Annotated in this window: 22 protein-coding genes and 1 pseudogene; 16 read left to right on the top strand and 7 right to left on the bottom strand. The window is 44.9% G+C overall.

Translation table 11 applies throughout. From position 1 onward, the window contains the following. Positions 1–46: 46 nt before the first annotated feature. The 4 genes from Q3O60_RS16890 to Q3O60_RS16875 all read left to right on the top strand — a co-directional run bounded on the left by Q3O60_RS16890 (position 47) and on the right by Q3O60_RS16875 (position 1,422). Positions 47–430 carry a MerR family transcriptional regulator gene (locus tag Q3O60_RS16890; RefSeq protein ID WP_108569078.1) on the top strand — a complete coding sequence of 128 codons (384 nt, stop codon included), beginning with the start codon at positions 47–49 and terminating at the stop codon, positions 428–430. A 77-nt stretch (positions 431–507) separates the two neighbouring features. Further along, complete coding sequence (locus Q3O60_RS16885) at positions 508–852, top strand: mercuric transporter MerT family protein (protein ID WP_305895108.1); 345 nt, start codon at positions 508–510, stop codon at positions 850–852. A 32-nt stretch (positions 853–884) separates the two neighbouring features. Next, a complete protein-coding gene (gene merP, locus Q3O60_RS16880; RefSeq protein ID WP_305895107.1) occupies positions 885–1,160 on the top strand; it encodes a mercury resistance system periplasmic binding protein MerP in 276 nt (91 codons plus the stop codon). 49 nt (positions 1,161–1,209) lie between these two features. Beyond that, complete coding sequence (locus tag Q3O60_RS16875; RefSeq protein ID WP_108569075.1) at positions 1,210–1,422, top strand: GDCCVxC domain-containing (seleno)protein; 213 nt, start codon at positions 1,210–1,212, stop codon at positions 1,420–1,422. A gap of 32 nt (positions 1,423–1,454) precedes the next feature. Here Q3O60_RS16875 and Q3O60_RS16870 read toward each other — a convergent pair whose 3' ends face one another. From Q3O60_RS16870 to Q3O60_RS16860, 3 genes and pseudogenes are all read right to left on the bottom strand, one after another. Next, positions 1,455–2,972, bottom strand: coding sequence for an ISNCY family transposase (locus tag Q3O60_RS16870; RefSeq protein WP_305895106.1), 1,518 nt, complete (start codon positions 2,970–2,972; stop codon positions 1,455–1,457). 222 nt (positions 2,973–3,194) lie between these two features. After that, positions 3,195–3,533, bottom strand: a pseudogene (locus Q3O60_RS16865) (IS481 family transposase); the annotation flags it as partial. Between the two features lie 204 nt (positions 3,534–3,737). Further along, positions 3,738–4,403 carry an inovirus Gp2 family protein gene (locus tag Q3O60_RS16860; protein ID WP_305895105.1) on the bottom strand — a complete coding sequence of 222 codons (666 nt, stop codon included), beginning with the start codon at positions 4,401–4,403 and terminating at the stop codon, positions 3,738–3,740. A 375-nt stretch (positions 4,404–4,778) separates the two neighbouring features. Between Q3O60_RS16860 and Q3O60_RS16855 the strand changes: the two genes are divergently transcribed. Beyond that, entirely contained in the window at positions 4,779–5,768 is a 990-nt protein-coding gene (locus Q3O60_RS16855) for a hypothetical protein (protein ID WP_305895104.1), read from the top strand. A gap of 259 nt (positions 5,769–6,027) precedes the next feature. On the opposite strand, the gene Q3O60_RS16850 is transcribed toward Q3O60_RS16855, so the two are convergent. Both Q3O60_RS16850 and Q3O60_RS16845 read right to left on the bottom strand, forming a co-directional pair. Continuing rightward, positions 6,028–7,146 carry a Fic family protein gene (locus tag Q3O60_RS16850; RefSeq protein ID WP_305895103.1) on the bottom strand — a complete coding sequence of 373 codons (1,119 nt, stop codon included), beginning with the start codon at positions 7,144–7,146 and terminating at the stop codon, positions 6,028–6,030. Between the two features lie 89 nt (positions 7,147–7,235). Beyond that, entirely contained in the window at positions 7,236–8,243 is a 1,008-nt protein-coding gene (locus Q3O60_RS16845) for a YecA family protein (RefSeq protein ID WP_305895102.1), read from the bottom strand. Between the two features lie 467 nt (positions 8,244–8,710). Here Q3O60_RS16845 and Q3O60_RS16840 point away from each other — a divergent pair, with 467 nt between their 5' ends. The 9 genes from Q3O60_RS16840 to recG all read left to right on the top strand — a co-directional run bounded on the left by Q3O60_RS16840 (position 8,711) and on the right by recG (position 17,649). After that, entirely contained in the window at positions 8,711–9,304 is a 594-nt protein-coding gene (locus tag Q3O60_RS16840) for a Fic/DOC family protein (protein WP_305895101.1), read from the top strand. A gap of 408 nt (positions 9,305–9,712) precedes the next feature. Next, complete coding sequence (locus tag Q3O60_RS16835; RefSeq protein ID WP_305895100.1) at positions 9,713–10,198, top strand: DUF4442 domain-containing protein; 486 nt, start codon at positions 9,713–9,715, stop codon at positions 10,196–10,198. A 76-nt stretch (positions 10,199–10,274) separates the two neighbouring features. Further along, positions 10,275–10,913 (top strand): guanylate kinase, encoded by a 639-nt coding sequence (gene gmk, locus Q3O60_RS16830; protein WP_305895109.1) that lies wholly within the window; start codon positions 10,275–10,277, stop codon positions 10,911–10,913. A 45-nt stretch (positions 10,914–10,958) separates the two neighbouring features. Further along, on the top strand, positions 10,959–11,234 hold the full coding sequence (gene rpoZ, locus Q3O60_RS16825) for a DNA-directed RNA polymerase subunit omega (protein ID WP_305895099.1): 276 nt from the start codon (positions 10,959–10,961) through the stop codon (positions 11,232–11,234). A gap of 127 nt (positions 11,235–11,361) precedes the next feature. After that, positions 11,362–13,476, top strand: a complete 2,115-nt coding sequence (gene spoT, locus Q3O60_RS16820; RefSeq protein ID WP_305895098.1) for a bifunctional GTP diphosphokinase/guanosine-3',5'-bis pyrophosphate 3'-pyrophosphohydrolase — start codon at positions 11,362–11,364, stop codon at positions 13,474–13,476. A gap of 1 nt (position 13,477) precedes the next feature. Further along, entirely contained in the window at positions 13,478–13,870 is a 393-nt protein-coding gene (gene ridA / locus Q3O60_RS16815) for a RidA family protein (protein WP_305895097.1), read from the top strand. 110 nt (positions 13,871–13,980) lie between these two features. Further along, on the top strand, positions 13,981–14,751 hold the full coding sequence (locus tag Q3O60_RS16810) for a substrate-binding periplasmic protein (RefSeq protein WP_305895096.1): 771 nt from the start codon (positions 13,981–13,983) through the stop codon (positions 14,749–14,751). Further along, positions 14,732–15,490 carry a substrate-binding periplasmic protein gene (locus Q3O60_RS16805; RefSeq protein WP_305895095.1) on the top strand — a complete coding sequence of 253 codons (759 nt, stop codon included), beginning with the start codon at positions 14,732–14,734 and terminating at the stop codon, positions 15,488–15,490. The genes Q3O60_RS16810 and Q3O60_RS16805 overlap by 20 nt, the downstream gene beginning before the upstream one ends. An 80-nt stretch (positions 15,491–15,570) precedes the next feature. Further along, a complete protein-coding gene (recG, locus tag Q3O60_RS16800) occupies positions 15,571–17,649 on the top strand; it encodes an ATP-dependent DNA helicase RecG (RefSeq protein WP_305895094.1) in 2,079 nt (692 codons plus the stop codon). 11 nt (positions 17,650–17,660) lie between these two features. Here recG and rarD read toward each other — a convergent pair whose 3' ends face one another. Both rarD and Q3O60_RS16790 read right to left on the bottom strand, forming a co-directional pair. Further along, entirely contained in the window at positions 17,661–18,563 is a 903-nt protein-coding gene (rarD, locus tag Q3O60_RS16795; RefSeq protein ID WP_305895093.1) for an EamA family transporter RarD, read from the bottom strand. Between the two features lie 63 nt (positions 18,564–18,626). Then, on the bottom strand, positions 18,627–19,079 hold the full coding sequence (locus tag Q3O60_RS16790; protein WP_305895092.1) for a thioesterase family protein: 453 nt from the start codon (positions 19,077–19,079) through the stop codon (positions 18,627–18,629). A 139-nt stretch (positions 19,080–19,218) separates the two neighbouring features. Between Q3O60_RS16790 and recQ the strand changes: the two genes are divergently transcribed. Together recQ and Q3O60_RS16780 are read left to right on the top strand one after the other, a co-directional pair. Next, complete coding sequence (recQ, locus tag Q3O60_RS16785) at positions 19,219–21,039, top strand: DNA helicase RecQ (protein WP_305895091.1); 1,821 nt, start codon at positions 19,219–19,221, stop codon at positions 21,037–21,039. A 110-nt stretch (positions 21,040–21,149) separates the two neighbouring features. Continuing rightward, positions 21,150–24,007 (top strand): EAL domain-containing protein (locus Q3O60_RS16780; RefSeq protein ID WP_305895090.1); only part of this gene is annotated, 2,858 nt, incomplete at its 3' end.

Genomic DNA, 24,007 nt, shown 5'->3' with positions numbered 1-24,007 from the left:
GAAGTTTTGTATATTATTGGATTAATCGGAATATTTAAGGTAGCCAATGTATACAATCAGTAAACTCGCCAAAAAGGCAAATGTTGGTGTAGAAACGATTCGTTTCTATGAACGCAAAGGCTTACTTGAACAACCCATCAAGCCAATACAGGGTTACAGGCAATATACAGAACAAGCACTTTCAAGAGTATTGTTCATAAAGCGTGCACAGTATTTAGGTTTTACGTTGGCGGAAATATCATCATTATTAATATTAAGTGCTAGTAATTGTGAAGATGTTCAGCAACTCGCTGAGCAAAAGCTTGCAGTAATTGAAGATAAGTTAAGTGACTTGCTTAACCTTAAAGAAAGCCTTGTTTCGCTCGTTTCAGACTGTAAAAATAATCCAAGTGATAAAGATTGCCCGATCATTCAGTCACTCCAACCATAAAATGACACATCACTTGACTCCGTACCCATATACGGAGTTTATACTACGCTTAAAAGAATAGTGTAATAAACCTAAATATGGCAAAAAGTAGTCAACTATCAATCTTAGGCGGGCTCGCCGCAGCAATCGGTGCCAGTGCCTGCTGTGCTGGGCCACTTATTTTGCTGTTATTGGGTATAAGTGGTTCATGGATTAGTCATTTAACACTCTTAGATCCTTATCGTCCTATTTTTATATTCGTGGTCGTAGTTTTATTTGGCTTTGCTGGGTGGAAGATACATCAGCCTGTTGAAAACTGTGCGGATGATGAGGTTTGTGCAGTCCCAAAAGTAAGAACACGACGAAAAGCAGTATTTTGGTTTACCACACTATTGGCGTTTGCTTTTGTTACCAGCAACTACTGGATCATATGGGTCGTGTAGGTGCTACCACCTAACTCTAGTTGGAGAGAAAAATGAAGAAGTTATTGATAACAACTTTATTGTTGATAAGCAGCCCGGCGACGTTTGCAAAAGATATAACTGTTACGTTAGAAGTTCCGTCGATGGATTGTGTAACGTGCCCGATAACAGTAGAAAAAGCACTTGAGCGCGTTAAAGGCGTAAAACAAGTGGAAGTGACATTTGAAAATAAACTTGCTGTTGTAACATTTGACGATGAGATAACAAATCCTGATGCACTAACAAAGGCTACAAAGAATGCTGGTTATCCTTCATTAGTGAAGTCGTAAGGCCGTCACTAGTTGAACGATATTGAAATCCTCGGAGGAACACAAAACTATGGCGAAAATAGAACTCTCATCGACGATCACTTGCCCACATTGCAATTACAGCCAGCAAGAAGAAATGCCAACCACTGCATGCCAATTTTTTTATGAATGCACCAAATGTAAATCACTGCTAAAGCCTTTGAGCGGCGACTGCTGCGTTTACTGCTCATATGGAACAGTGAAATGCCCTCCAATTCAAGAGGGCAACAGTTGTTGTAATTAAAAAGTAGTCAGTTGAACAACTGACTATTTTCATTATGATTCATGCAAAGCTTGGGACCTAACAACCCTCAATGCAGTTGTATTCATATCATTCCTTAACCACATACTGCGCACGCCATTTGGGCTAACTTCAATCCCTAACGCTTTGGTTAGCTTCAATGCAACTTTCTGCTGCCCAAGGTGGGGATGTTCAAGAGAGAACTCGATTACCGCTTTCTCGATCTCCATATCGACACAGTTTTTATGCCTTATGTTAGGCGTTTCTTGTCGTTTTAAGGCATCAGGCCCGCCTTGCTCGACCAGTCTTAAGTGACGATATATCGTGTCTCGTGACACGCCACTTTGGCGCGATGCTTTGGAGACGTTGCCGAGCTTCTCGACCAAGGCGAGCACCTCTAATTTCTTTTGGATCTCTAAATCTTCACTTGCTAATTTGCTAGGCTCATTGACTTCGGATACAGCAAGTTTTCTTCCCGCGAAGTGAGCGGTAAACCCTTTTTTACTCGTATTCCTTATCTCGATTTTCTGATTGGCAATGGAGTGCTTGAGCGGTGAATCTATTAGGTAGAACTTGTTGCCATAACTGAAGGTATGGTCGTTACGTATTTTACGATGGTCTTTAATGACGCAGATATCATCAAGGTTGATGTGTTTCGACAGAGGCGTAAATTCAGGCGCTTGTTTCGATTTTACTTGGATTTTGGCTTGCCAGAACTGAGGAATAAACACATGTTTTAGGTAGGCATTGGCTGCCGTAATATCACTGATATTGTTCAACCTAAGCTCGGGAACAAGACGGTCTTGGAAGGTATCGAATGCTCGCTCAATACGCCCTTTGCCTTGTGGTGAATTGGCAAAGATGATTTCAATGCCTAGCTCTTCGCAAGCCCTCTGCATTTGTGAGAAGTTGCAGCGTTTAGGGCCGCCGTAGATACCGGCTCTATCGACATAAAGTGTTTTAAACACGCCTTTCGCTTCAATACACTCTCGCATCACTTTCAAACAGCCAACCGTTGTCTCTGAGGGAAAGAACTCGGCGTAGACTTCACTGGTCGCATCATCAATCATGGCAATTAAACAATGTTTTTTATTCCCGAACCAGCGATGTGGGCTACCATCCATTTGCATCATTAAGCCCGGTGCTACCATACGCTCTCTACGTTTACGTACATTGCTACGTCTGCGCTTAGCTCGTTTAACATGATGAATATCATGCGCCCAACCTCTCAGGGTTTCGCGCTTCACAACAATGTTTTCGTTTTCGGCCAACTGTTCAGCCAAATGCAACAAGTTCAAATCGAAATACTTATCTTTAATCAAAGCCTGCACTGCTTCCTTAATTGATACCGGCGTTTTGTTGGGTGGGGCTTTACCGCTGTTGCCATGAATAGCGAATTGAATACCGACTTGCTGATATCGTTTTACATAGCGCTCAATGGAGCGACGAGACTTGCTGAGTAACTTAGCAGCATTGGCAATTGTTATTCTGCCTTCAACAACCTTAGCAATAATATCAACACTGAGTTGAGCTTTAGAATCCATCACAATCATCCTCAACATGCCTTCTAGTATTCAAAAAACAAAACACTAACAGGCACATAAAAAAATGACCGACAAATTCCCTTGGTAATTAGCGATTACGACAGAATCGCTTGGTAATTAATATACGACAAAGTCGCTTGGTGTTAACAAACTAATGTGTACTAGCTCAGACTTGATCTGACAGTTACCAATTTTTCACGGTGCCTGTCAGATTAGATTTGAGTCAGATGCTTCTGTACCCCGGTCAGCCAGAATACGCAGCACAGGCAAGCCCTGAGCCTCGTAGAATGGCAGCACTTTGTCGTTGAGTAAGTCTGCTGCTGTGATCGGCGTCTTGGTGGTATACAGCTTACAATGTGCGATTTTGCTGTAAGTATCGACGTAGGTCTGCTGGTAAATCCGGCCAACCTCCTTCAGGTTACCAACGTAAAACGTATCCTGCGAGCCAAGGTAGCCTGGATGAGCAGTCTCAATCTCACCACAGGCTTCATCCTCATGTTTTTTCTTCTCAAGCACGGCAATCTGCGCATCAGTCAGTAAAATGCCTTCCTCCGCTACCTTTGCTTCCAGGCGCAGGAACAAGCCCTGTCTGTGCATCTACAAAGGCATGAGCTTCCTCTTCACTACAAAACGTCAAATATTCTCTTGTACGTAGGGCCGAATCCATCACCACTCCTGATGTTCCAGAACTGAACATAAAGTAATTTAGCAATGATGTTAGCGTAATTGACCACCCGAAGAAAAAACAAGCCTATAATATCTTTAAAAATGCCTTTAGCTTAAGCTAGTGCCAAGTGATCTTTGTCCAATACCGAACACCTTCGTCTCTGCTTTAGCAAAATAACTCGCCCGATAGAATAGACTCTGAGCTTGGAGCTGATAATCAGGTGAGTTCCGGTAGAGCCGATACTCAGCGTTCTTAGGGAAATGGACCAACCTGGCAACGGCGTCAAGATTCTGGTTTAAGGCTATAGCCCAGGCTGTCTTAATGCGGGCTGACAAATTGCCCTCTCCATTTTTAAATGATCCCAACGTGCGATAACGATTATGATTTAGAATTATCAACACGTGATAATGCGGCCGGCCTTCATTACCCCACTCCTTAGCCCAACAATAGCGAAGTTTGTGCGGGTGAACCCGCTTTCCTTCTCTAGCTTTTTCCATATCAGCTGTTTCAAGCAACCGGCGGAGCGCGTTGAAGAACCTAGTTACCACTACTGAATCAGTAATATCAAAATCACATGGCAGCCTAAGATCGAATCTCACAGCATATGCACGAGATGTATCCATTAAAGCCTTATCAAAAGTCTTGCTGATAGCATCTAGGTGGTTTGTTAATAATGGACCACGATGCGTTATGAGTGGCCATCCATAGTAAGTCTGATCATTCCAGTACTTATGATCGGGTTGGTTTAAATCATGAAGGATTGAATTGAACATGAAGCTTCTCCTGTGTTGTTTGTTCAACACATGAGTAAGCTATGTATAGATTTACCTTGTTTAGTTAAGCCCTAACACCTCATACGCCATAGCTGTGGCTTGAGTAATATTAACCATATACCGACAATTGCCATCGACAACACCAATCAGCTTTCCTAGCTTGTACCCTGAGTCTCAAAGCAACTTCCAGTCTATGCTTCCTTAATCTATTAAATTTCAATAAAGACAATAAGATTTAAATCCTCTGCAGACCACGGAAATAATGATATTCTCTGCCAAAATGATTACTTAAAATAAATCTTAGAATTATTCTAAAAATAACACTAAAATAGATACATAATATAATACTAATAATCACAATTTATTGGAGGCATTATGGGCACAGGTCGTTATTTAGGACCTCAGCTAATTTCCGAGTCAGATCTGTCGGATGACCAGGAAGCTTTATGGTTTTACAACTTTCTTTCAATCAGAGGCTGGCTTCAAAATAAAACACCACCTATAGGCTTACAGACTTTCGCGTTAATCAGAGCTGAGGTCATCAACTCAATTAAGATGCTATATACAAGAGCCTTTATTCACGTTGGAATCAGCAACGCTCCGGCGCATATCTTTAATGATATAAAGCAGTTTTACGAAGCCTCTCTTTTGGAAAAAAGTGACTACGCATTTATAAGAAAACTGAATAGTAGGGCACAAAATGCTATTTGGATATATATCTCCCAAATAACAATGCACACGCCGAGACCACGCGTTAACGTTCCTATAATCAACTCAGAACTTGAAAATAAAAGAGAGAAATACCGTGGTTATCACTTTTCATTTGGGCCGATTTATAAGCTTTACACAATTAATTCTTACCCTCTTAGCACAGCAGAACTTACAACGTCGATAATCAATTTTTTCCAAATTTGGGAAGCCACAGCTGACGTTAAAGAATATCACCTTGGTGTGATACGTGCTCTTACTGAGCATATTCAAACATTTCAGAACGCTTTCAAATGGTTAAACAAATCATCCGAAAGCCAATGCTCATGGGCTGCTGACTACATGAAGACACAAGTTCTGTTTCAGGAACAATTTCCGGTCAACACAAGTAGCGATCAATACAACGCTGTGGTTGCATCTTTTGATTATTGGCATACAAGCCTTGAAGCAAAACAGCTATTTCTAATAAAAATGAAACGCGCATGGAGTGTGAAAAAGTACCGTGATAAGCAACAAGGTAAGAAGCCGTACAGTTTTATAATGAGCAAAAAGGTGAGCAAAATGCTAGCCAACCTGGCAGCTGAAAGCGACGTTTCTAAAAGCCAGCTGGTTGAGGAGTTAATAATCAGAGAGCACTCGAATAAAATTAAGCAATGAATTTTTCTATCAACACTGAAGCTACATATATGGACAACAAACTAGTAAAATACGGTGTTATTGAGCCTGTTAAGCAATTGGACTTGAGCACACCTGAAGGTCAGCGCTTGGTTTACTCTGAAGCCCGTTTAATCCTTTCGCAGCTTAAAACACGTTTATACGGCTTGCATCTTTGGAGGGTGTTTAATATTCAGTGTCAGGCAATTCCAACACCAATCTGGGCCTCGGGTAGGCTGCAATGAAGCGAGCCTACCCCCCACTATTGCAAGATCACATACCTCGTACTTCTGCCACCCGAAGTAGTTTTCACTAAACACCCCACCTCAACCAACTGCGCCAAATGCCTACTGGCCGTTGCAGGACTTACTTTCGCCACTTTGCCGTATTGGCTATTGCTGATTCCTTCGCTGAAATCGCCATCCAGCAACCGATTGAGTACTTTGACTTGTTCTTTACTCAGTTTTGTTTGGTCAACCCGTTGCCAGAACCTGGTTTTTTGCAGCGTTTGTTCGATATCGGCCTGCACCTGACGCAGGCTGACGGCCAGAGTATCGAGAAACCAAAGCAACCAGGCGGTAATATCGGTATCGCCTTTTTGGCTTTGCTCCAGGATCTCATAATAGCTACTTCGCCTCTCCAGGATAGCAACCGACATGGCATAAAAACGGATGGATTGATGCTCCGCCTGGGCCAATGCCAGATCGGTCAGCAACCGCGCCAACCGACCATTACCATCCTCCAGTGGATGGATAGTGATAAACCAGAAATGCGCAATGCCGGCACGTAACAGCGGGTCTAGATTGGCGTCTTCTTGCGAGCGGTTAAACCAATCAATAAAACAGCGAAGCTCGTTTTCCAATACCTGGCGCGGTGGTGCTTCGAAATGTACTTTAGGACGATCGATTCGACCTGAGACAACCTGCATGGGCTCGTTGCCGCGAAGTTGCCCCCCAGTCACCCGATGCATGAGTGAGCCATCCACTGGGAATAGCCAGGCATGCCATTGCAGCAATCGATCTAACGTTAATGGCTGCTGCCAGTTGCCAATGGCGTCTGTCACCATGGCAGCAAGGCCATCAGACTGAGCGGTCGTTGCAACGCTTTGCAGTTCAGCAATACCCAGCTTACGGGCTAATGAAGAACGCACAACACTATGGTTTAGTCGCTCTCCCTCAATGGCGCTAGAGGTAAGGATATTGGCTAGCATAGTATCGAGCGCAGCCTGCTGGTTATCCTGTACACCCATTTTGCCCATTAGTACGCCCTGCAAAAAATGCAGCTCACGCAACTTAGGTGTCAATACCGCATGATCATAACGAAAGGCTGGCGATGCCTTTTGCTGACGACCGGGCCAGTCTGGTTGTTGCCAGATCCACATAGGCGTGACTCCTGCTTATTGAGGTGAATACATTACACAATCTACTCACATAGTGAGGCGAATAGCAAGACTAATCACCTCATAACGCGTTAATACCCGTCAATAGTAAAGTGAAAAGTGTGTGTGAGAAGCGGTTGGATACTGGCTCGTCGCGGTACATGTTCTTCGGCAAAAATCTTTCTCGGGTCGGCAACGACAAAGCCCCAAAACTGTAAAAAACGCTCAATAAAGCGTGATTCGATTAGTAAGCTCAGCAGTCTGATGGATGAAAAATGCTCATCAGGTGTCAGCTGGTGCAGCAAGTCCGGGAAAGCTTTCGCAACGTCCTCTATCAATTGCTCAACAGAGCCGTGGCTTTGCAGACGCCACAGCATAAATAGCCAAAAAGTTCTTAACTCAACATCATACTCAAAGCTGTCAAGGTACGCCCAGTTGTACCGCGTAATTGCCGCTTCCAGCATAGGTTTGAAAAAAGCCTGAATGCCTTGATTTTGATACCGCTTCTGCGCTGCTTTTTTAATATGAAAACGACCAGATCTTAAATAAATAATGCCGCTAATTTCAGCCAAAATACGGGTATAATGTAAGGCGTTAAACTTGTCTTCATTAATACCGGCAAATTCACTGATACTAATATTGGTGTGCTGTTGGCTCACTGCAAACTCTGGCAATAAATCGCTGGCTTGCTTCGCTAACTTTGCCGGTAGATTACCTTTACTGGTTGCTTTAAATGAACCATCCTGCTGCATAGCTTCATCAACAATTAGTTTTAAATAACGCATGACCGGACTGGTTGATACATCATCAGGAGTATTAACACTAACCCCCACAAGGTCTCTGAAAGGAGCATACAGCCAGTTAGCCATTTGCGTTGGTGTCAAACCGCAAAAATCAGCACTGGGTCTGTTATTACGCTCGGCCATTTTCTGCTGTGCCACAAGATTTAATTCATCAAGCGTAAGGTTGGGATTCATCGCCACGGTTTGTGCGATGTCATCGAATACTTCACCATGCAGCTTGGATGTAGCATTGATGCAGCAATGTTTATGCTTCTTACCACTGCCACATGGGCATGGGTCGTTGCGACCTACTTTCATTTTTAATAACTCTACGCTACGTCAACATTCATTAAGAAACCAGTATATCTGCCCATCACTTGCTACCCAAATGGAATTTAGGTTCTACGCAGATGCCCAACAATTACCAAGGCAGGTGAAACAGCTGGACTTAAACACACTTGAAAGCCAGCGGTTGGGCTATTAATGAGCTCAAATGACACCGTAGTGTTTGATGCCTGCGTACTTTACCCTGCATCACTGGCTAGGTCTGCATATTAGCTTGCTCCTAGATGATTCATCGCAGATGGAAATATCGGCTTTGATGCGTTAGAATCTAACTAAAGTTAGGAGTATATCTATGTCGAACACAGCTACTAAAATGACGAATGAGCGCAAGGCTAAATTTACCCCTAATATGGAGAATTATAAGGTTAGCCTTAGCTACGAAGGGCTCTCACTGAAAAAAAGCAGCGAGCACAAATCTATCACAGAACTAAAACGCCAGTATGCGCGATAAGTATGGTGTAGAACACGATCAATACTGCTACCCAGATTCAGATGTCTTAGTTAACCTGTTAGATATCCAAGATCCGCAAGAACTCGCAGAAGCAGAATCTGAATTTTCTGCAGAACGCTATAGAACATACGAGTCTCGTCAACTTTCACTTGCCGATTTTTCATTCGAACATTTACAGCATCTGCACCACCATCTTTTTCAAGACCTTTACGAATGGGCAGGTCAAGTAAGAGAAGTTGATATCTCAAAAGGATCGACCAGGTTTTGCACTTGCTCTCGAATCCAACCTGAGGCAACAAAGTTATTTGCCTTAATCCCCAACCTGGCTGGTTTAAATAATGAAAATGACCTAATCACCAAGGTGGCAGATCTATACTGCGAAATGAACATCTTGCATCCATTCCGGGAAGGTAACGGCCGAGTTCAGCGGTTCTTTTTTGAAGAGCTCCTTTTTACACTTGGCTATGAATTAAGATGGCCACAAATCTCCAAAGAAACATGGATCGACGCCAATATCGCTGGCTATGACCTTAATCTTGAACCACTAAAAGCGATATTCTCTCAAGCAATAAGTAAGCCCTGAAACGAAGTAAGTTCTGCAGTTAATTAAGTGATCGATTTACTCGCGACTACAGCTTAGAAAACTGGGCGTGATTGTAATGATTTCTACTGTTTTTATATTTCCGACGCAACTAAATAAGAAATCTATGCATCCGACAAAAGGTGAGTAAAATGGCGAGTTAAACTAAAAAAGCTGCCACACATAAAATCTAAATAGCTGATTATTAATAAAAAACCTCTCTCAATCTACGAACAGATCCAAAATATTGAGTAAGCTCAATAAAAGCTCAGCTATTTAAGCTTTAATAAACCCCGGCTGCTATCGGGGTTTTGTTTTTCTTAAACCACCGCATACAAGCGCGCGGCTTTCCCCCTTGCTCGCATGGTCTGACCAGTGTAAGCTGATGTTTTGTTTTGTTGGAACTGCTTTATGGCCATTTCTCTTCGCAAAGCCAATTGGGGCTTAAAGTTCTTTGCTTGGCGTTACATTCCGCTGATTGGTTTTTGTTCGCCAAAAATTATTCGTATGGATAGCAAAACGCTGGAAGTCACCATGCCACATAGCTGGCGCACCAAAAATCATTTAGGCAGCATTTATTTTGGTGCTTTGGCGATTGGGGCTGATTTAGCCGGTGCTTTTTTGGTATTCAGCAAAGCTCAGGCCCGCGGTGTAAATGCTAATTTTGCATTTAAAGATGTAGAAGGCCACTTTTTAAAACGGCCGGAAGCGCGAGTGCACTTTACCAGCCATGATGGCGATGTGATTGATCAAATGATTGATGAGTCGTTGGCGTCAGGTGAGCGTATCAACCGCCCGGTATCCGTTAAAGTGACTTGCCCTAGTTTGCATGGCGATGAAGCCATGGCTACCTTTACATTAACCCTTTCTGTCAAAGCGAAAGCAAAAAAGAAATAGCCTGCACAGATTGGTATTACAATTTGCAGCGGCTGCATCAGCGACGTAGAATTGCAGTTTAATTTTTTGTGGGTACCTGACTATGCAACAACTAACTGGCAATCTTTTTATGATTTCGGCGCCAAGTGGTGCAGGCAAATCCAGCCTGATTCAAGCCTTGTTAGCGCAGCATGCAGATATGCAGGTCAGCGTCTCTCACACGACTCGTGCTCCCCGCCCCGGTGAGCATGATGGCGTGCACTATCACTTCGTTAGTGTCGATCACTTTAAACAGCAAATTGAGGCCGGCGAATTTCTGGAGTGGGCCGAGGTGTTTGGTAATTACTACGGCACCTCACGCCACAAGATCCAACAGGCGCGGCAACAAGGTATCGATATTTTTCTGGATATTGATTGGCAAGGGGCTCGGCAAATTCGTCAGCAGGAACCTTCCGCTATTGGTATCTTTATTCTACCCCCGAGCCTATCAGCTTTAGAGCAACGACTGCGCACCCGAGGCCAGGATAGCGATGATGTAATTGCCAAGCGGATGGCAAAAGCCAACGATGAAATGAGTCATGTGGATGAATATGACTATGTGCTCATTAATGATGATTTTCAGCAATCATTAGCCAGCCTAAGCGCCATCGTATTAAGCCAGCGCCAACGGCTGGCACAACAACAATTGCGTCAAGCAAAGATCCTGCATCAACTGTTGGCGAAATCATCAGACTAGCGTATACTATCGGGTCTTGCATAAACCGTAGAATTGGAGTAGCGAATGGCTCGCGTAACCGTTGAAGATGCTGTGGATAAAATTGGTAATCGTTTTGATCTGATCCTGGTGGCATCCCGCCGTGCCCGTCAATTGTCGGTTGAAGGAAAAGATGCATTAGTCGATATCGAAAATGACAAACCAACTGTGGTTGCTTTGCGTGAAATTGAAGAAGGCCTGATCACTGGATCCATTCTGGATGAACAGGAACGACGTGACCAAATCCAGCAAGATGCAACTGAAATGGCCGCTGTGGCAGCCATCATTGGCGGCGACGAATAAAAATATCCCCCCAGATAGGCTGCCAGCTGTGTTTTTACTGCTGCTAGCCTACTCAATACCACCATATTCTGTTATAAAGAATTGAGATAGCATCGTCTCGATATTCTTGATGCTTTTGGGGGTGCTGGTGTATCTATTTGAAGGTCTGAAACAACAAATTAAAGCCTACTTGCCCGATGAGCAAGTCGAGCTCATTCAAAGTGCCTATCTGTTGGCACGGGAAGCGCACGCCCCACAAATGCGTTCCAGCGGTGAACCTTACATTACCCATCCGGTCGCTGTCACCAGTATTCTGGCCGACATGCGTATGGATCATGAAACACTGATGGCTGCCTTGCTGCATGATGTGATTGAAGATACTCCATACAGTAAAGATGATCTGGCTGAACGTTTTGGTGAGACTGTCGCAGAATTAGTTCAGGGTGTCAGCAAGCTAGACAAAGTTAAATTCAAAGACTATCAAGAATTTGAAGTCACCAACCTGCAAAAAATGTTTATGGCCATGACACAGGATATTCGTGTCATCCTGATAAAGCTGGCTGATCGCACGCACAACATGCGTACCATTGGTGCGCTTCGCCCCGAAAAGAGACGCCGTATTGCCCGGGAAACACTAGAGCTATACGCGCCAATTGCCAATCGTCTTGGTATTCACAATATTAAGAATGAACTGGAAGACTCCGGTTTTAAAGCGCTTTACCCCATGCGCTACCGAGCACTACAAACCGCGGTACAGCAGGCGCGAGGGCATCGTCGAGAATTGCTGGAAAAGGTCAAAAGCGAAATAAGCGCTCGCATTAATGAAGCAGGTTTAACCGCTGAAGTGACGGGGCGCGAAAAACACCTCTATAGCATCTACCTAAAAATGAAAAGCAAAGAGCGCATGTTCAATGATGTTATGGATATCTACGCTTTTCGGGTCATTGTTGACAGTATGGATAGCTGTTATCGCATTTTGGGTGTGGTGCATAACCTATATAAGCCCATCGAAATTCGCTTCAAAGATTACATTGCCATCCCTAAGCAAAATGGCTACCAATCGTTGCATACGTCATTGGTTGGTCCTCATGGTATTCCTGTTGAAATCCAGATACGTACTGCCGAGATGGATGAAATGGCTGATAAAGGGATCGCAGCCCATTGGATGTACAAAACCAATGGGGAACAAGCCGATACTACCGCTCAAATCCGTGCTCGTCGCTGGATGCAAAGCTTACTTGAGCTGCAGCAAAGTGCGGGTACCACTTACGAGTTCGTCGAAAACGTTAAATCGGAGCTGTACCCGGATGAACTCTACGTGTTCACCCCCAAAGGGCGCATCGTCGAGTTGCCGATTGATGCAACAGCCGTCGATTTTGCTTATGCGGTTCATACCGATGTAGGTAATCGCTGTGTTGGTGCGAGGGTCGATCGCAAGCCTTACCCTCTCAGCCGGGCATTAGAAACCGGTCAAACCATTGAAATTGTAACCAGTCCGGGTGGTAAACCCAATGCAAACTGGCTCAACTATGTGGTCACCAGCCGAGCTATTCTTGGCATTCGCAACTATTTAAAGAAACAACAACTAAGCGAAGCCACCAGTCTGGGGCATCGTTTGTTAAATTCGGCACTCGGCGACGTAAAGCTCGAAGATATTGCCCAAGAACGTATAGAGCAAGTGCTGCAAAGCACCAAACAGAAATCATTGGATGAGCTAGCGATTGAAATTGGCTTAGGTAATCAGCTCCCTATCGCCGTCGCACGTCGTTTGCTGGGCGATTTTGATAACCCGGATGCAATAGTCAATACCGATCAAAGCCATAGCAAGGCGGTGATTGTCGGCTCAGAAGGTATGTTGCTGACATTTGCTAAGTGTTGCCGCCCCATCCCAGGCGATACTATCGTTGCCAATGCATCGCCTGGTAAAGGGTTGAATGTTCATCGCAGTGATTGCCGTAATATCAAAGGCTGGGAAAAAGATCCGGGCAAGTACTTCCCGGTTCGCTGGGATCAAGCCCATGATAAACACTTTCTCTGTGATATTCGGGTCTTTATCATCAATAAACAAGGCGTCCTGGCAAAGCTCACAGCTTTAATTGCAACTCAGGATTCAAATATTCAGGATCTAGCGACCGAAGATAGAGACACCGGCGAATACATTATCAACATTACCCTATCGGTGCGGGATCGGGTGCATCTGGCCAATGTCATGCGTAAAATACGCGTGGTACCTGATGTACAAAAAATTTATAGAAGGAAGTAACATGTCTAAAGTAATTATTCGTACCGATGCGGCACCAGCGGCTATCGGCACCTACAGCCAAGCGGTCAAAATTGGTACTACCGTGTATTTATCCGGACAAATTCCACTGGTACCAGACACCATGCAAATCATCTCAGACGATTTCAGCGAGCAAGCCAGTCAGGTATTTAAAAATCTGCAGGCCGTATGTGATGCCGCTGGCGGCTCCTTAAATGATATGGTGAAGGTGAATATTTTTCTCACCGATTTATCAAAATTTGCTATGGTTAACGAAGTGATGAGTCAGTATTTTCAAGAGCCGTACCCTGCCAGAGCAGCCATTGAAGTCAGTGCATTACCGCGCGGTGCACAAATTGAAATTGATGGTGTGATGGAAGTGCCATCGACGTACTAGCCAACAGATGAATAGCCATCTGAGTAAAAACATTGTGCTATGCTTTAATCATAAAAACAGTTATTTATAAAGGACACATCATCATTGATATGCGCTGGCTAAGCTGTCTCATGGTATGGCTTGTTGTCAGTCCTTCTGCTGTGGCAGTAGAAGAGCTGCGTCCCGAGTTGACTTGGTGCCTTGACCACTTCCCCGCTTTTCATAATTACCATGGTGATACCCCGACAGGGCCATCTGTGGACATGATGAAAGAAATTGCTCAACGAGCTGGCTTTGCATTAACCTACACAGCAAGGACCCCTCTGGCGCGGTGTTTACGAAAAATGGAGCTGGGAGAAGTCGATTTAATGTCGAACCTAAAATTCAGTACCCAGCGAGATCGTTTTATCTGGCTGCTCCCTTATCGCCTCGCTCAATCGGAAAAACTATTGCAACGTAGCAGTGACGTGAGACTGTACACGCATCTGCATGAGCTTGATCCACTCACATTAGTGACGATCCGTGATTTTGCATACAATCCGGCGCTGATGCAGGTTTTAGCGGGCCGCTCAAATCGAGTCGAAGTTGAGACCATAGAAGTAGGCTTGGAGCTATTATTGATAGGCCGTGTTGATGGCTTATTAATTCCGCCAGAAAGCGCTTTACCACTCATTGCCGAACAACAAAGATATGCGCAGCAATTTAAGCTGACGGATCTACCTATTTATCAAGATACCGCGAATCCTGTCCATATTGGTGTTTCCCGATCCAGCAAGTATCTGGATCTAAAACCTGCGATAGAGCAGGCTATTATAGACATGCAGCAAGATGGTACTTTAGACCGGTTGCATCGACCAAGTGAACATGTGGAGAGTTTTTTTTATGAAGCATCTTTACATTAGTCTGCTCTGTTGTTTTAGTGCATTGGTCATCAGTGAACAACCCGAACTAGAGTGGTGTCTGGATGACTTTCCTAATCGACACAGCTACCCCAGCCATGGCTCTCCCTATGGTCCAACGGTCGATTTCATGCAGGAACTGGCTAAGCGGGCTGATATCCGTATTCGCTTTAGTCCAAACACCCCCTTTGCTCGCTGTTTACGGCTGATGGAGCAGGGAAAAACAGACCTTATGACCAGTCTAAATACTAGCCCTGATCGACAAGCGTTCATGCATTTAATCCCTTATGATCATGCACGGCCGGAGGTACTGTATTTACGCCATGATGCAAACGATGTCTGGTCGGTGTCTGAATTGAACACTCTGCATTTAATGGTCATCCGAGGTTATACCTACAATGCATCCGTTCTTAACCTGGTCGCTGAGCATGGGCAGACCATTGAGGTCGACTCATTGGAATCCGGCTTAACCATGCTGTTGCTAGGCCGCGCGAATGCATTACTGGCACCCTCACAAAGCTCACGTAATCTTATCCAGAGTAATAGTCGTTATCATGACCAGTTTAAAACAGCTAGCTTGAAATTTCAGCTGAGTGAGCCCCGCTATGTCCATCTTGGTCTTTCGCAAAAAAGCCCACATGCTCATCTGAAACAGCAACTGCACGATGCAATTGAATCGATGGTCGCCGATGATTTGATCCATCGTTATTTTCATGGTGCGCCAGCCCAGCCAGAGCACTAGCAAGAAAAGCTGCCTTGCTGGTATTTAGTGTACAGAACACGTTAAACTATTGTTTCACTCCCCAAATAAATGGATCTGTTGTGGCTGGCACCCGGCTGGATAACTTGACAATCACGCAACTCAAAGGCGTTGGCGCGAAAGTTGCTGAAAAGCTACACAAACTCGCTATCTTTAGTGTGCAAGACTTATTGTTTCACTTGCCGTTACGGTATGAAGATAGAACTCGCGTCTGCCCCATAGCAGCCTTGATGCCTGCAATGCATACAACCGTGCTTGGCACGGTGCTCAGCAGCGAAATCCAGTTTGGTAAACGACGCTCCTGGCTAGTGAAAATTAAGGACCACAGCGGTAGCCTAACCTTGCGCTTCTTTCATTTCAGTGCCGCACAAAAGCAAGCCGTTACCCCAGGCGTACAACTTCGTTGTTTTGGCGAAGCCAAACGAGGACCGCGCGGCCTTGAGATGATGCATCCAGAGTATCGGGTGCTTGCTGATGAGCAGGATATTCAGGTTGAAGAAACACTGACGCCTATTTACCCAAGCACAGAAGGCTTAAAACAAGGCAGCTGGCGTAACCTAACCCAGATGGCGCTGCAGCACTTACAACAATTTGAGCCTCAGGAGTACCTGCCGGTTCAAGGCCAGCAAGGCTGGTCATTGGCTGCCGCTTTGCAGTATTTGCATCGACCACCACCAGATGCCAGCTTAAATCAGTTGGAGCAAGGGTTACATCCAGCACAGCGCCGCTTAATTCTGGAAGAGCTGACCGCTCAGCAAATTAGTATGTATCAACTCAGGGCTCAGTGTCAGGCTCAACACTCTACTGCGATCTCACCTTCTGCTGAGTTATCGGCTCGATTTTTACAGAGTCTCAACTTTAAACCAACCAAGGCACAGTATCGTGTTGTGACTGAGATCCAGCATGACCTTCAGCAAAACCGTCCTATGCTTCGTTTAGTTCAAGGCGATGTTGGCTCAGGTAAAACGCTGGTTGCAGCTCTGGCGGCCTTACATGCTATTGGGGCGGGTTATCAGGTCGCCATGATGGCCCCGACTGAGCTGCTGGCCGAACAGCATGCAGAAAACTTTCGTCAATGGTTCGAACCGCTAGGCATTCAAATAGCTTGGTTAGGAGGAAAAAGTAAAGGCAAAGCACGGCAACAGCAATTGGAACTGATCCAAACAGGACAGGCAGCGATGGTGATTGGCACCCATGCTTTATTTCAGCAGGATGTTCACTTTCATCAACTTGCATTGGCTATTATTGATGAACAACATCGCTTTGGTGTGCATCAGCGACTGGCCTTGCGTGAGAAAGGCAGTGCAGCCAATCTGGCTCCGCATCAGTTAATTATGACAGCAACACCTATCCCAAGAACGTTAGCCATGACCGCGTATGCCGATCTGGATACCTCCATCATTGATGAGCTGCCACCAGGTCGCACCCCGGTTACCACCGTAGCGATTCCTGACAGCCGTAGGCAACAGGTCATCGACCGTGTGAAACAGGTGGTGCAACAAGAGCAACGGCAAGTTTACTGGGTCTGCACACTAATTGAAGAGTCGGATGTCCTCCAATGCCAAGCCGCAGAGCAAACGGCAGAAGCTCTAAAACAGTCATTACCAGACTTGCAAGTTGGCCTGGTGCATGGCCGACTCAAAGCATCAGAAAAGCAACAAGTGATGCAGGCATTTAGTCATGGTGACTTGGATGTACTGGTGGCAACGACCGTGATTGAAGTGGGGGTTAATGTACCGAATGCCAGCCTGATGATCATTGAAAACCCAGAGCGCTTGGGGCTGGCGCAATTGCATCAGTTACGAGGCCGTGTTGGTCGTGGCAGTACCGCCTCGCATTGTGTGCTGCTGTACCATGCGCCATTATCACACACGGCTCAATCCAGACTCGCCGTATTACGCAACAGTAACGATGGTTTTGTCATCGCGCAACGGGATTTAGAAATACGCGGGCCGGGCGAGCTACTGGGAACCCGCCAAACCGGCCTGATGCAATTTAAAATTGCTGATTTGGAGCGGGATGAAGCCTTACTACCAGACGCTCAATATCTGGCAGAACAATTATGGCAGCAAGATCAACATGCCTGCCAGCAACTTCTGCGCCGTTGGCTGCCTAACCGCGAGCGATTTGCCAACGCTTAGTTTGTATGTAACTACACCAGACGCCGTGATTGCTTATGATTAAAGCGTAATGCATCCAAACTATAAATGAGTAACGCTAACCAAATGACAGCAAAGGTCATCAGGCGCTCTGGCGCTAAAGGTTCCTGATACAACCAAACACCGAAGATAAACATCAGGCTAGGCCCTATGTACTGGAAAAAGCCCATGGTAGATAGCTGCAAACGCCGGGCGCCGGCAATAAAACACAGCAATGGCACCGTGGTGACCACAGCTGCAGCCATAAGCCACAAGTTCAACGACCAGCTATTATTCAGCAAATTCACCGCAGGGCTATCAGCCAGATACCACCAATACCATAGCGCAACCGGTACCAATAATAATGATTCTATCAACAGGCCAATCATCGCATCGACAGCTAGTTTCTTTCGCAATAAACCATAAATAGCAAAGGAGCCGGCCAATGCCAAAGCGATCCATGGCACTGAACCGTAACTAACCACTTGGAATATTACGGCAGCAGCAGCCATCAATAAAGCCAACCATTGCATCTTACGTAACCGCTCCCCCAAAAATAGCATACCTAACAATACATTCAGCAGTGGGTTAATGTAGTAGCCTAGACTCGCATCCAGCATATGATTTTGATTGACAGCCCAGATAAACAGCCACCAGTTAAAACCCAGCAAAACCGAGGTTAGTAACAGAGTAGCTATTAAACGAGGCTGCTTGAAGACAGCCTGCAGCTTAGGCCATTGTTGCAAAGCGATGATGACTAAGAGTAAAAGCAAGCACGACCAGACAATACGGTGAACCAGAATTTCCAGAGAAGGAATAAAGGCAATCTGTTTGAAGTACAGCGGAGCCACGCCCCATAAAGAGTAGGCACTAATAGCCGCCAAACCACCTAACTTTTGTTCACGCGTCAGTGACATAACCAGACCTCAATCAAAACAGGTCTGCATTCTAACGGAAAGGTGGAGAAATCACGACCAACTTCAACCAACTAAATAAGTGCCCGTCCCTAAAGCAATATGGATCCCTTCATCGTTATGCAGCTCCATACGACACACCGCCACTTTATTACCACCGCGGATCACCCGAGCCGTCGCGGTAAAATGCTGACCTCGGCCCGGGCGCAAGTAATCGGTACGAATATCGATGGTGCTCATTTTACCCAATCGTTTGATCAGCTCATCCGTTTGGATGTCTTGCATTCGATGTAATGCGCTGGATACCGCCATAATGCCACCGACGACATCCAATACCGAAGCAATCACACCACCATGCAGGATCTGCTGAACAGGATTCCCAATGAGTCGCTCTGACCAATCGAATCGGACTTCGGCCTGCTCGAGATCACAACGAGTCACTTTTAAACCAAGTAATTGATTAAAGGGCATCTGATCAAAGGTTGAACTGATAAGAGGAAGTAACTGTGCATGCTGCATAATGAACTCTCTGTGGTTGGACCTGTTAAGATTATCGAAATTCAGCACTAGGAACAAGCAATGATATCGATCCTTTGCAGACAGTGAGCAGGCTTTTTACTACAATACCATTTTATTTGTGGCGGCGAATCGAGCAATTGTGACTGACACCCTACTTCAGCATTTAAAAACCTACTTTGGTTACAGCAGCTACCGTCCGGGCCAACTGGAGGTGATTCAGGCTGCGATGCAAGGTACCGACAGCTTTGTGCTGATGCCGACAGGCGGAGGCAAGTCACTTTGTTATCAATTACCAGCGCTGACATTACCGTATGTGACCGTTGTTGTTTCACCTTTGATGTCACTGATGAAAGATCAAGTAGACGCTCTGAAAGCCAATGGAGTTTCAGCCGAATTCATCAATAGCAGCCTAAGTCGTGAAGAAATATTGCAAATATACGCCCGGTTACGGCAGCAAGAGCTAAAATTGCTCTATGTTGCCCCAGAGCGTCTACTGCAGCCTCAGTTCTTGGATCGATTGAGTGAACTGGGCGTCAGCCTTATTGCGATAGATGAAGCCCATTGTATTTCTCAGTGGGGCCATGACTTTCGGCCTGATTACATGGCTTTGTCCATTTTAAAACAACGCTTCCCAAGCGTTCCATTAATGGCCTTAACCGCCACCGCAGATGGAGCCACTCGCCAGGATATTGTTCAGCAACTAGGGCTTCAGCAACACTATGAATATGTCGGTAGCTTCGATCGGCCAAATATTCGTTATATGGTGCAGGAAAAGTTTCGTCCTCTGGAGCAATTGGTTGCTTATCTTAAGCAGCAGGATGGACTCAGTGGCATTGTATACTGCAACTCCCGCCGTAAAGTGGATGAGTTGGCGGCTCAGCTGCAAGAAAGAGGATACAGTGCCGCGGCCTACCATGCCGGCATGGACTCCACGGCTAGAGGGAGTGTACAAGATGCGTTTCAGCGTGATGACATACAGGTCATTGTTGCCACTGTCGCTTTTGGTATGGGCATTAATAAATCCAATATACGTTTTGTGGTGCATTATGAGCTGTCCCGTACCATTGAGTCGTATTATCAGGAAACCGGCCGAGCTGGCCGGGACGGTGTCAATGCTGAAGCACTGATGCTATTTGATCCGGCAGATATTGGCCGTATTTTTCATTGGATCGATCAGGAAGAAAATGAACAACGTGCCAGAGTTGGTCGCCAACGCTTTCAAGCCATGGCCGCCTTTGCCGAAGCGCAAACCTGCCGTCGATTAGTGCTGTTGAATTATTTTGGTGAAGCGCGCCAGACCGCCTGCGGCAATTGCGATATATGCTTATCGCCTCCGAAGCAATTTGATGGCTCAGAGCTGGCCCAAAAAGCTTTATCCTGCGTGTATCGGGTAGGTCAACGTTTTGGTATGAACCATGTCATCGAGGTGTTACGAGGCAGCCAGAATCAGAAAATCCTGCAATACGGTCATCAGCAGTTATCGACCTGGGGAATTGGTCAGGACTACAGCCACGACTTCTGGCTTAGCATCTTGCGGCAGTTGGTCCATTTTGGCTTCCTGCAACAGGATATCACGCAACATGCCGCATTGAAGTTACTTCCGGCAGCACGACCTGTTCTACGAAGCGAACAAAGCTTGCAACTGGCGGTGCCCAGACTGCATGCAAGTAGTACTAATAAGGAAAAAGATAAGCGTAAACCCCAGCAATACGACCGGCTATTATTCTCACGATTACGCCAACTGCGTAAAAAGATTGCGGAGCGGGATAATATCGCTCCCTTTATGGTGTTTAGTGATGCCAGCCTGATAGATATGTGCCAGCAACTGCCTGGCAATGATGCTCAAATGCTTGACGTCAGTGGTGTTGGCCAAACCAAACTTAAGCGCTATGGCGAAGACTTTATTGCTGAAATCGAGCATTATCTCGTTGATGCTCCTGAGTCAGGCAAATTAGCATAAGACGAAATACCCAGCGATGGCTTCACACTCTCAGTGGGAAGTCTTTCATAGACGACGGCGCAATTGATCTTTAAGATAACAACTAAAGAAGTTTCATAACAAAACAGGGAATGGTATTGATAGTGCGTAGCAGCTTGGTCATTTTGTTGATATTAGCCTCTTTCACTGCTCAGGCGCATTATGCTAAGCATTTTTCTTTTGATAAAAGCCTCGAACAACACCCCCTTGAGTCTAAACTTTATTATCAAATAACATCCGATACACTCGATATTGAAGAGTTTATACTCAATCCGGCACAACATCATGCGTTTCAATTGCTTGAAGATCTGCAGCGTGTTCAGATAGCCGAGGATGAAGCTGTATGGTTATTTATTCGCTTACATTACACAGGAAAGTCACCCTTTAATGCCATCGTTCACTACAATTTTCCGCTAGCCGATCAGGTTACTTTTTTTCAACTCGATCGGCGGCAGCAACGCCTGATCCAACAGCATCATACTGGTAGCGATTATCCCTTTCCAGAGCGTGTGCTTTCCTATCCGGGGTTCGCATTCCCCATTCAGTTCCAAGCCGAGCAAGAAATTGATATTTTCTTTAAAATACAAGATGCGGGTCTGGTTCCGTTGCAACTCTCGCTTTGGCAACATGAAACTTTTACCGCCTCACAGAGCCAATTAAGCCTTATTGAAGGGATTATAAGCGGACTTTTACTCGCCATTGCATTGTATAATTTATTTTTACTGATACGAAAAAGACAGTTGCATTACCTCTATCAGAGTGGTTTCTACATCAGCTTAACTTTAGTACTGGCAACCATAAGTGGACAAGGCTTTGCGACATTGTGGCCTTTTCATCCCGAAGTAAATTCAGCAATTCTGTATGTCTTATCTGGTATTACACTCGTCTGTTTAAATCAGTTTACCTACCTTGCTCTCTCTTCATTCCAACATAAGCCATGGCGTTGGTTATTTTTTCTCAACCAAGCTTTTAGCTTGTTGCTCTTGTTTAGTCCATTATTTGCAGATGGTCAGCTACGCGTGCACTTACTGATTTATTGCTCGCTATTTGTCCTTATCAGTAACTGTTTTGTTAGCTTCGCTCATTTTATTCAAGGTCATGTGAAAGCACGTTTTTTTGCTCTGGTCTGGCTCTGCCTTCTACTCTGCGGGTCTTTGTTAATGCTGTCCGAACTTGGCCAGTTGCAAATAGCGCCTTTGCTGTATAAAAGTTTGCTGGCGAGCTTTATCACCAGTATGGCTTTAGTTAGTTTTTATTTTTCATCTCATGATGAAAGCGACTTTGCATTATCAACACTACCCAAAAACGATGCAGATAATCATTATTTTTCTGCTTTTCAGCGCCTTCCAGGTAGCCACTTTATTGTGTCAGCTCAGGGTAAGCTGATTTCAGCCAATGAACGTTTTTGTCAGCTTTTTGCTGCTGAGTTCACTTTTAGTGAAGCAGCTGGTACAGCTAAACCCGATCTGCAATGGGTATTTCCAGAATGGCCTTTACTATTAGCATGCAGTACAGCTCAAGGGAACCAAGTTGAAACAGAAGCAAGGAACCAAAATGGTGAAAATCTTCGCGTTTTATTGAATCTTCAACAGCTGAGCGATCCTACCCTCGGAGATTTTATCTTAGGGTCTATCGAGTTACTCGACAATAAGCCTCCCAGTTATCAACGGTACCCGAGAAACGAACAAGATGTATTAACCAATTTGGCAAATCGAACAGCATTTATTGCTCATCTGGATTCTTGGCTAAACCAAGCACATGCAAACCCTAGCTGTCTTTTGTACGTGGATATCGTCGACTTCCAAAGAGTCAATCAACAGTGCGATGAAGCTGCTGGCAATGCCTTGCTCAGACAGCTTGCAGGGAAACTGCAACAAGAGTTGCCACAGGATACTTTGATTTCGAGATTGATGGATGATCAGTTCATCGCTTTGATTGAGCATAAAGAAACACAAGAAGCCTTTATCCTTGCTTATCGTTTACTGGATGTATTACGTGGCTTTCGTTTTATCTGGCATGAGCATATTTTTACTATTCATATAAATATCGGCTTAGTTCATATTAAAGATACAAATTTGACAGCCGCTCAATTGATTGAGCAAGCACAGCTAGCTTGCACTTTAGCGAAGCGCAAAGGACCTAACCGCATCCATCTTTACCATGAGCCTTTAACCGAAAACCAGCAACAACTACCTGATGACCAACACTGGTGTAAACTCATACAACATGCTTTACAACACAATCAGTTTATCCTCTGTGTCCAACATATACACTCCATTGACTCCAGCTCACCCCGGCGCTATGAAGTCTTACTTAGAATGAAAGGTGTTGATGGCAATCTTATCAATGCGAACAGCTTTCTCCGTGTCGCGAAACAAGAAGGGTTATTGTACCAATTAGATCGATGGGTCATTGAGTACTATTTTTCATGGCTGCAACAACACTCGATGCACCTTAATGCATCCGAACTTTGTCACATCAATATTTCAGCTGCATCAATTAATGATTATGGTTTTAGTGGTTTTGTCCTTGAACAATTAAATCATTATGCTATTCCAGCTGAGAAAATTTGTTTTGAGATTAGCGAGTTTGTAGCCATTGAGTTTTTGACAGCCGCAGTTAACTTTATAAAAGAGGTTAAAGCTGCAGGTTGTAAGGTATGCCTTGATAATTTTGGCAGTGGTTTTTCTGCATTTAGCTACCTTAAACATTTGCCTGTCGACTTTATCAAAATAGATGGCAGTATCATCACACAAATCAATAATGATCAATTAAGCCATGCTGTGACAAAAGGCATCGCAGAGGTAGCAAAGAGTTTAGGTATCGAACTGATCGCTGCTCATGTTGAGGCTAAAGATGCATTACAAGTACTACAGAATTTAGGTATTCCATATGTACAAGGCTTTTATCTAAGTAAGCCTTGCCTGTTAACTGAAGCATATAGTCAATA

Source organism: Alkalimonas collagenimarina (assembly GCF_030717845.1).
Lineage (GTDB): Bacteria > Pseudomonadota > Gammaproteobacteria > Enterobacterales > Alteromonadaceae > Alkalimonas > Alkalimonas collagenimarina.
This window is presented reverse-complemented; position numbering and strand designations above follow the sequence as displayed.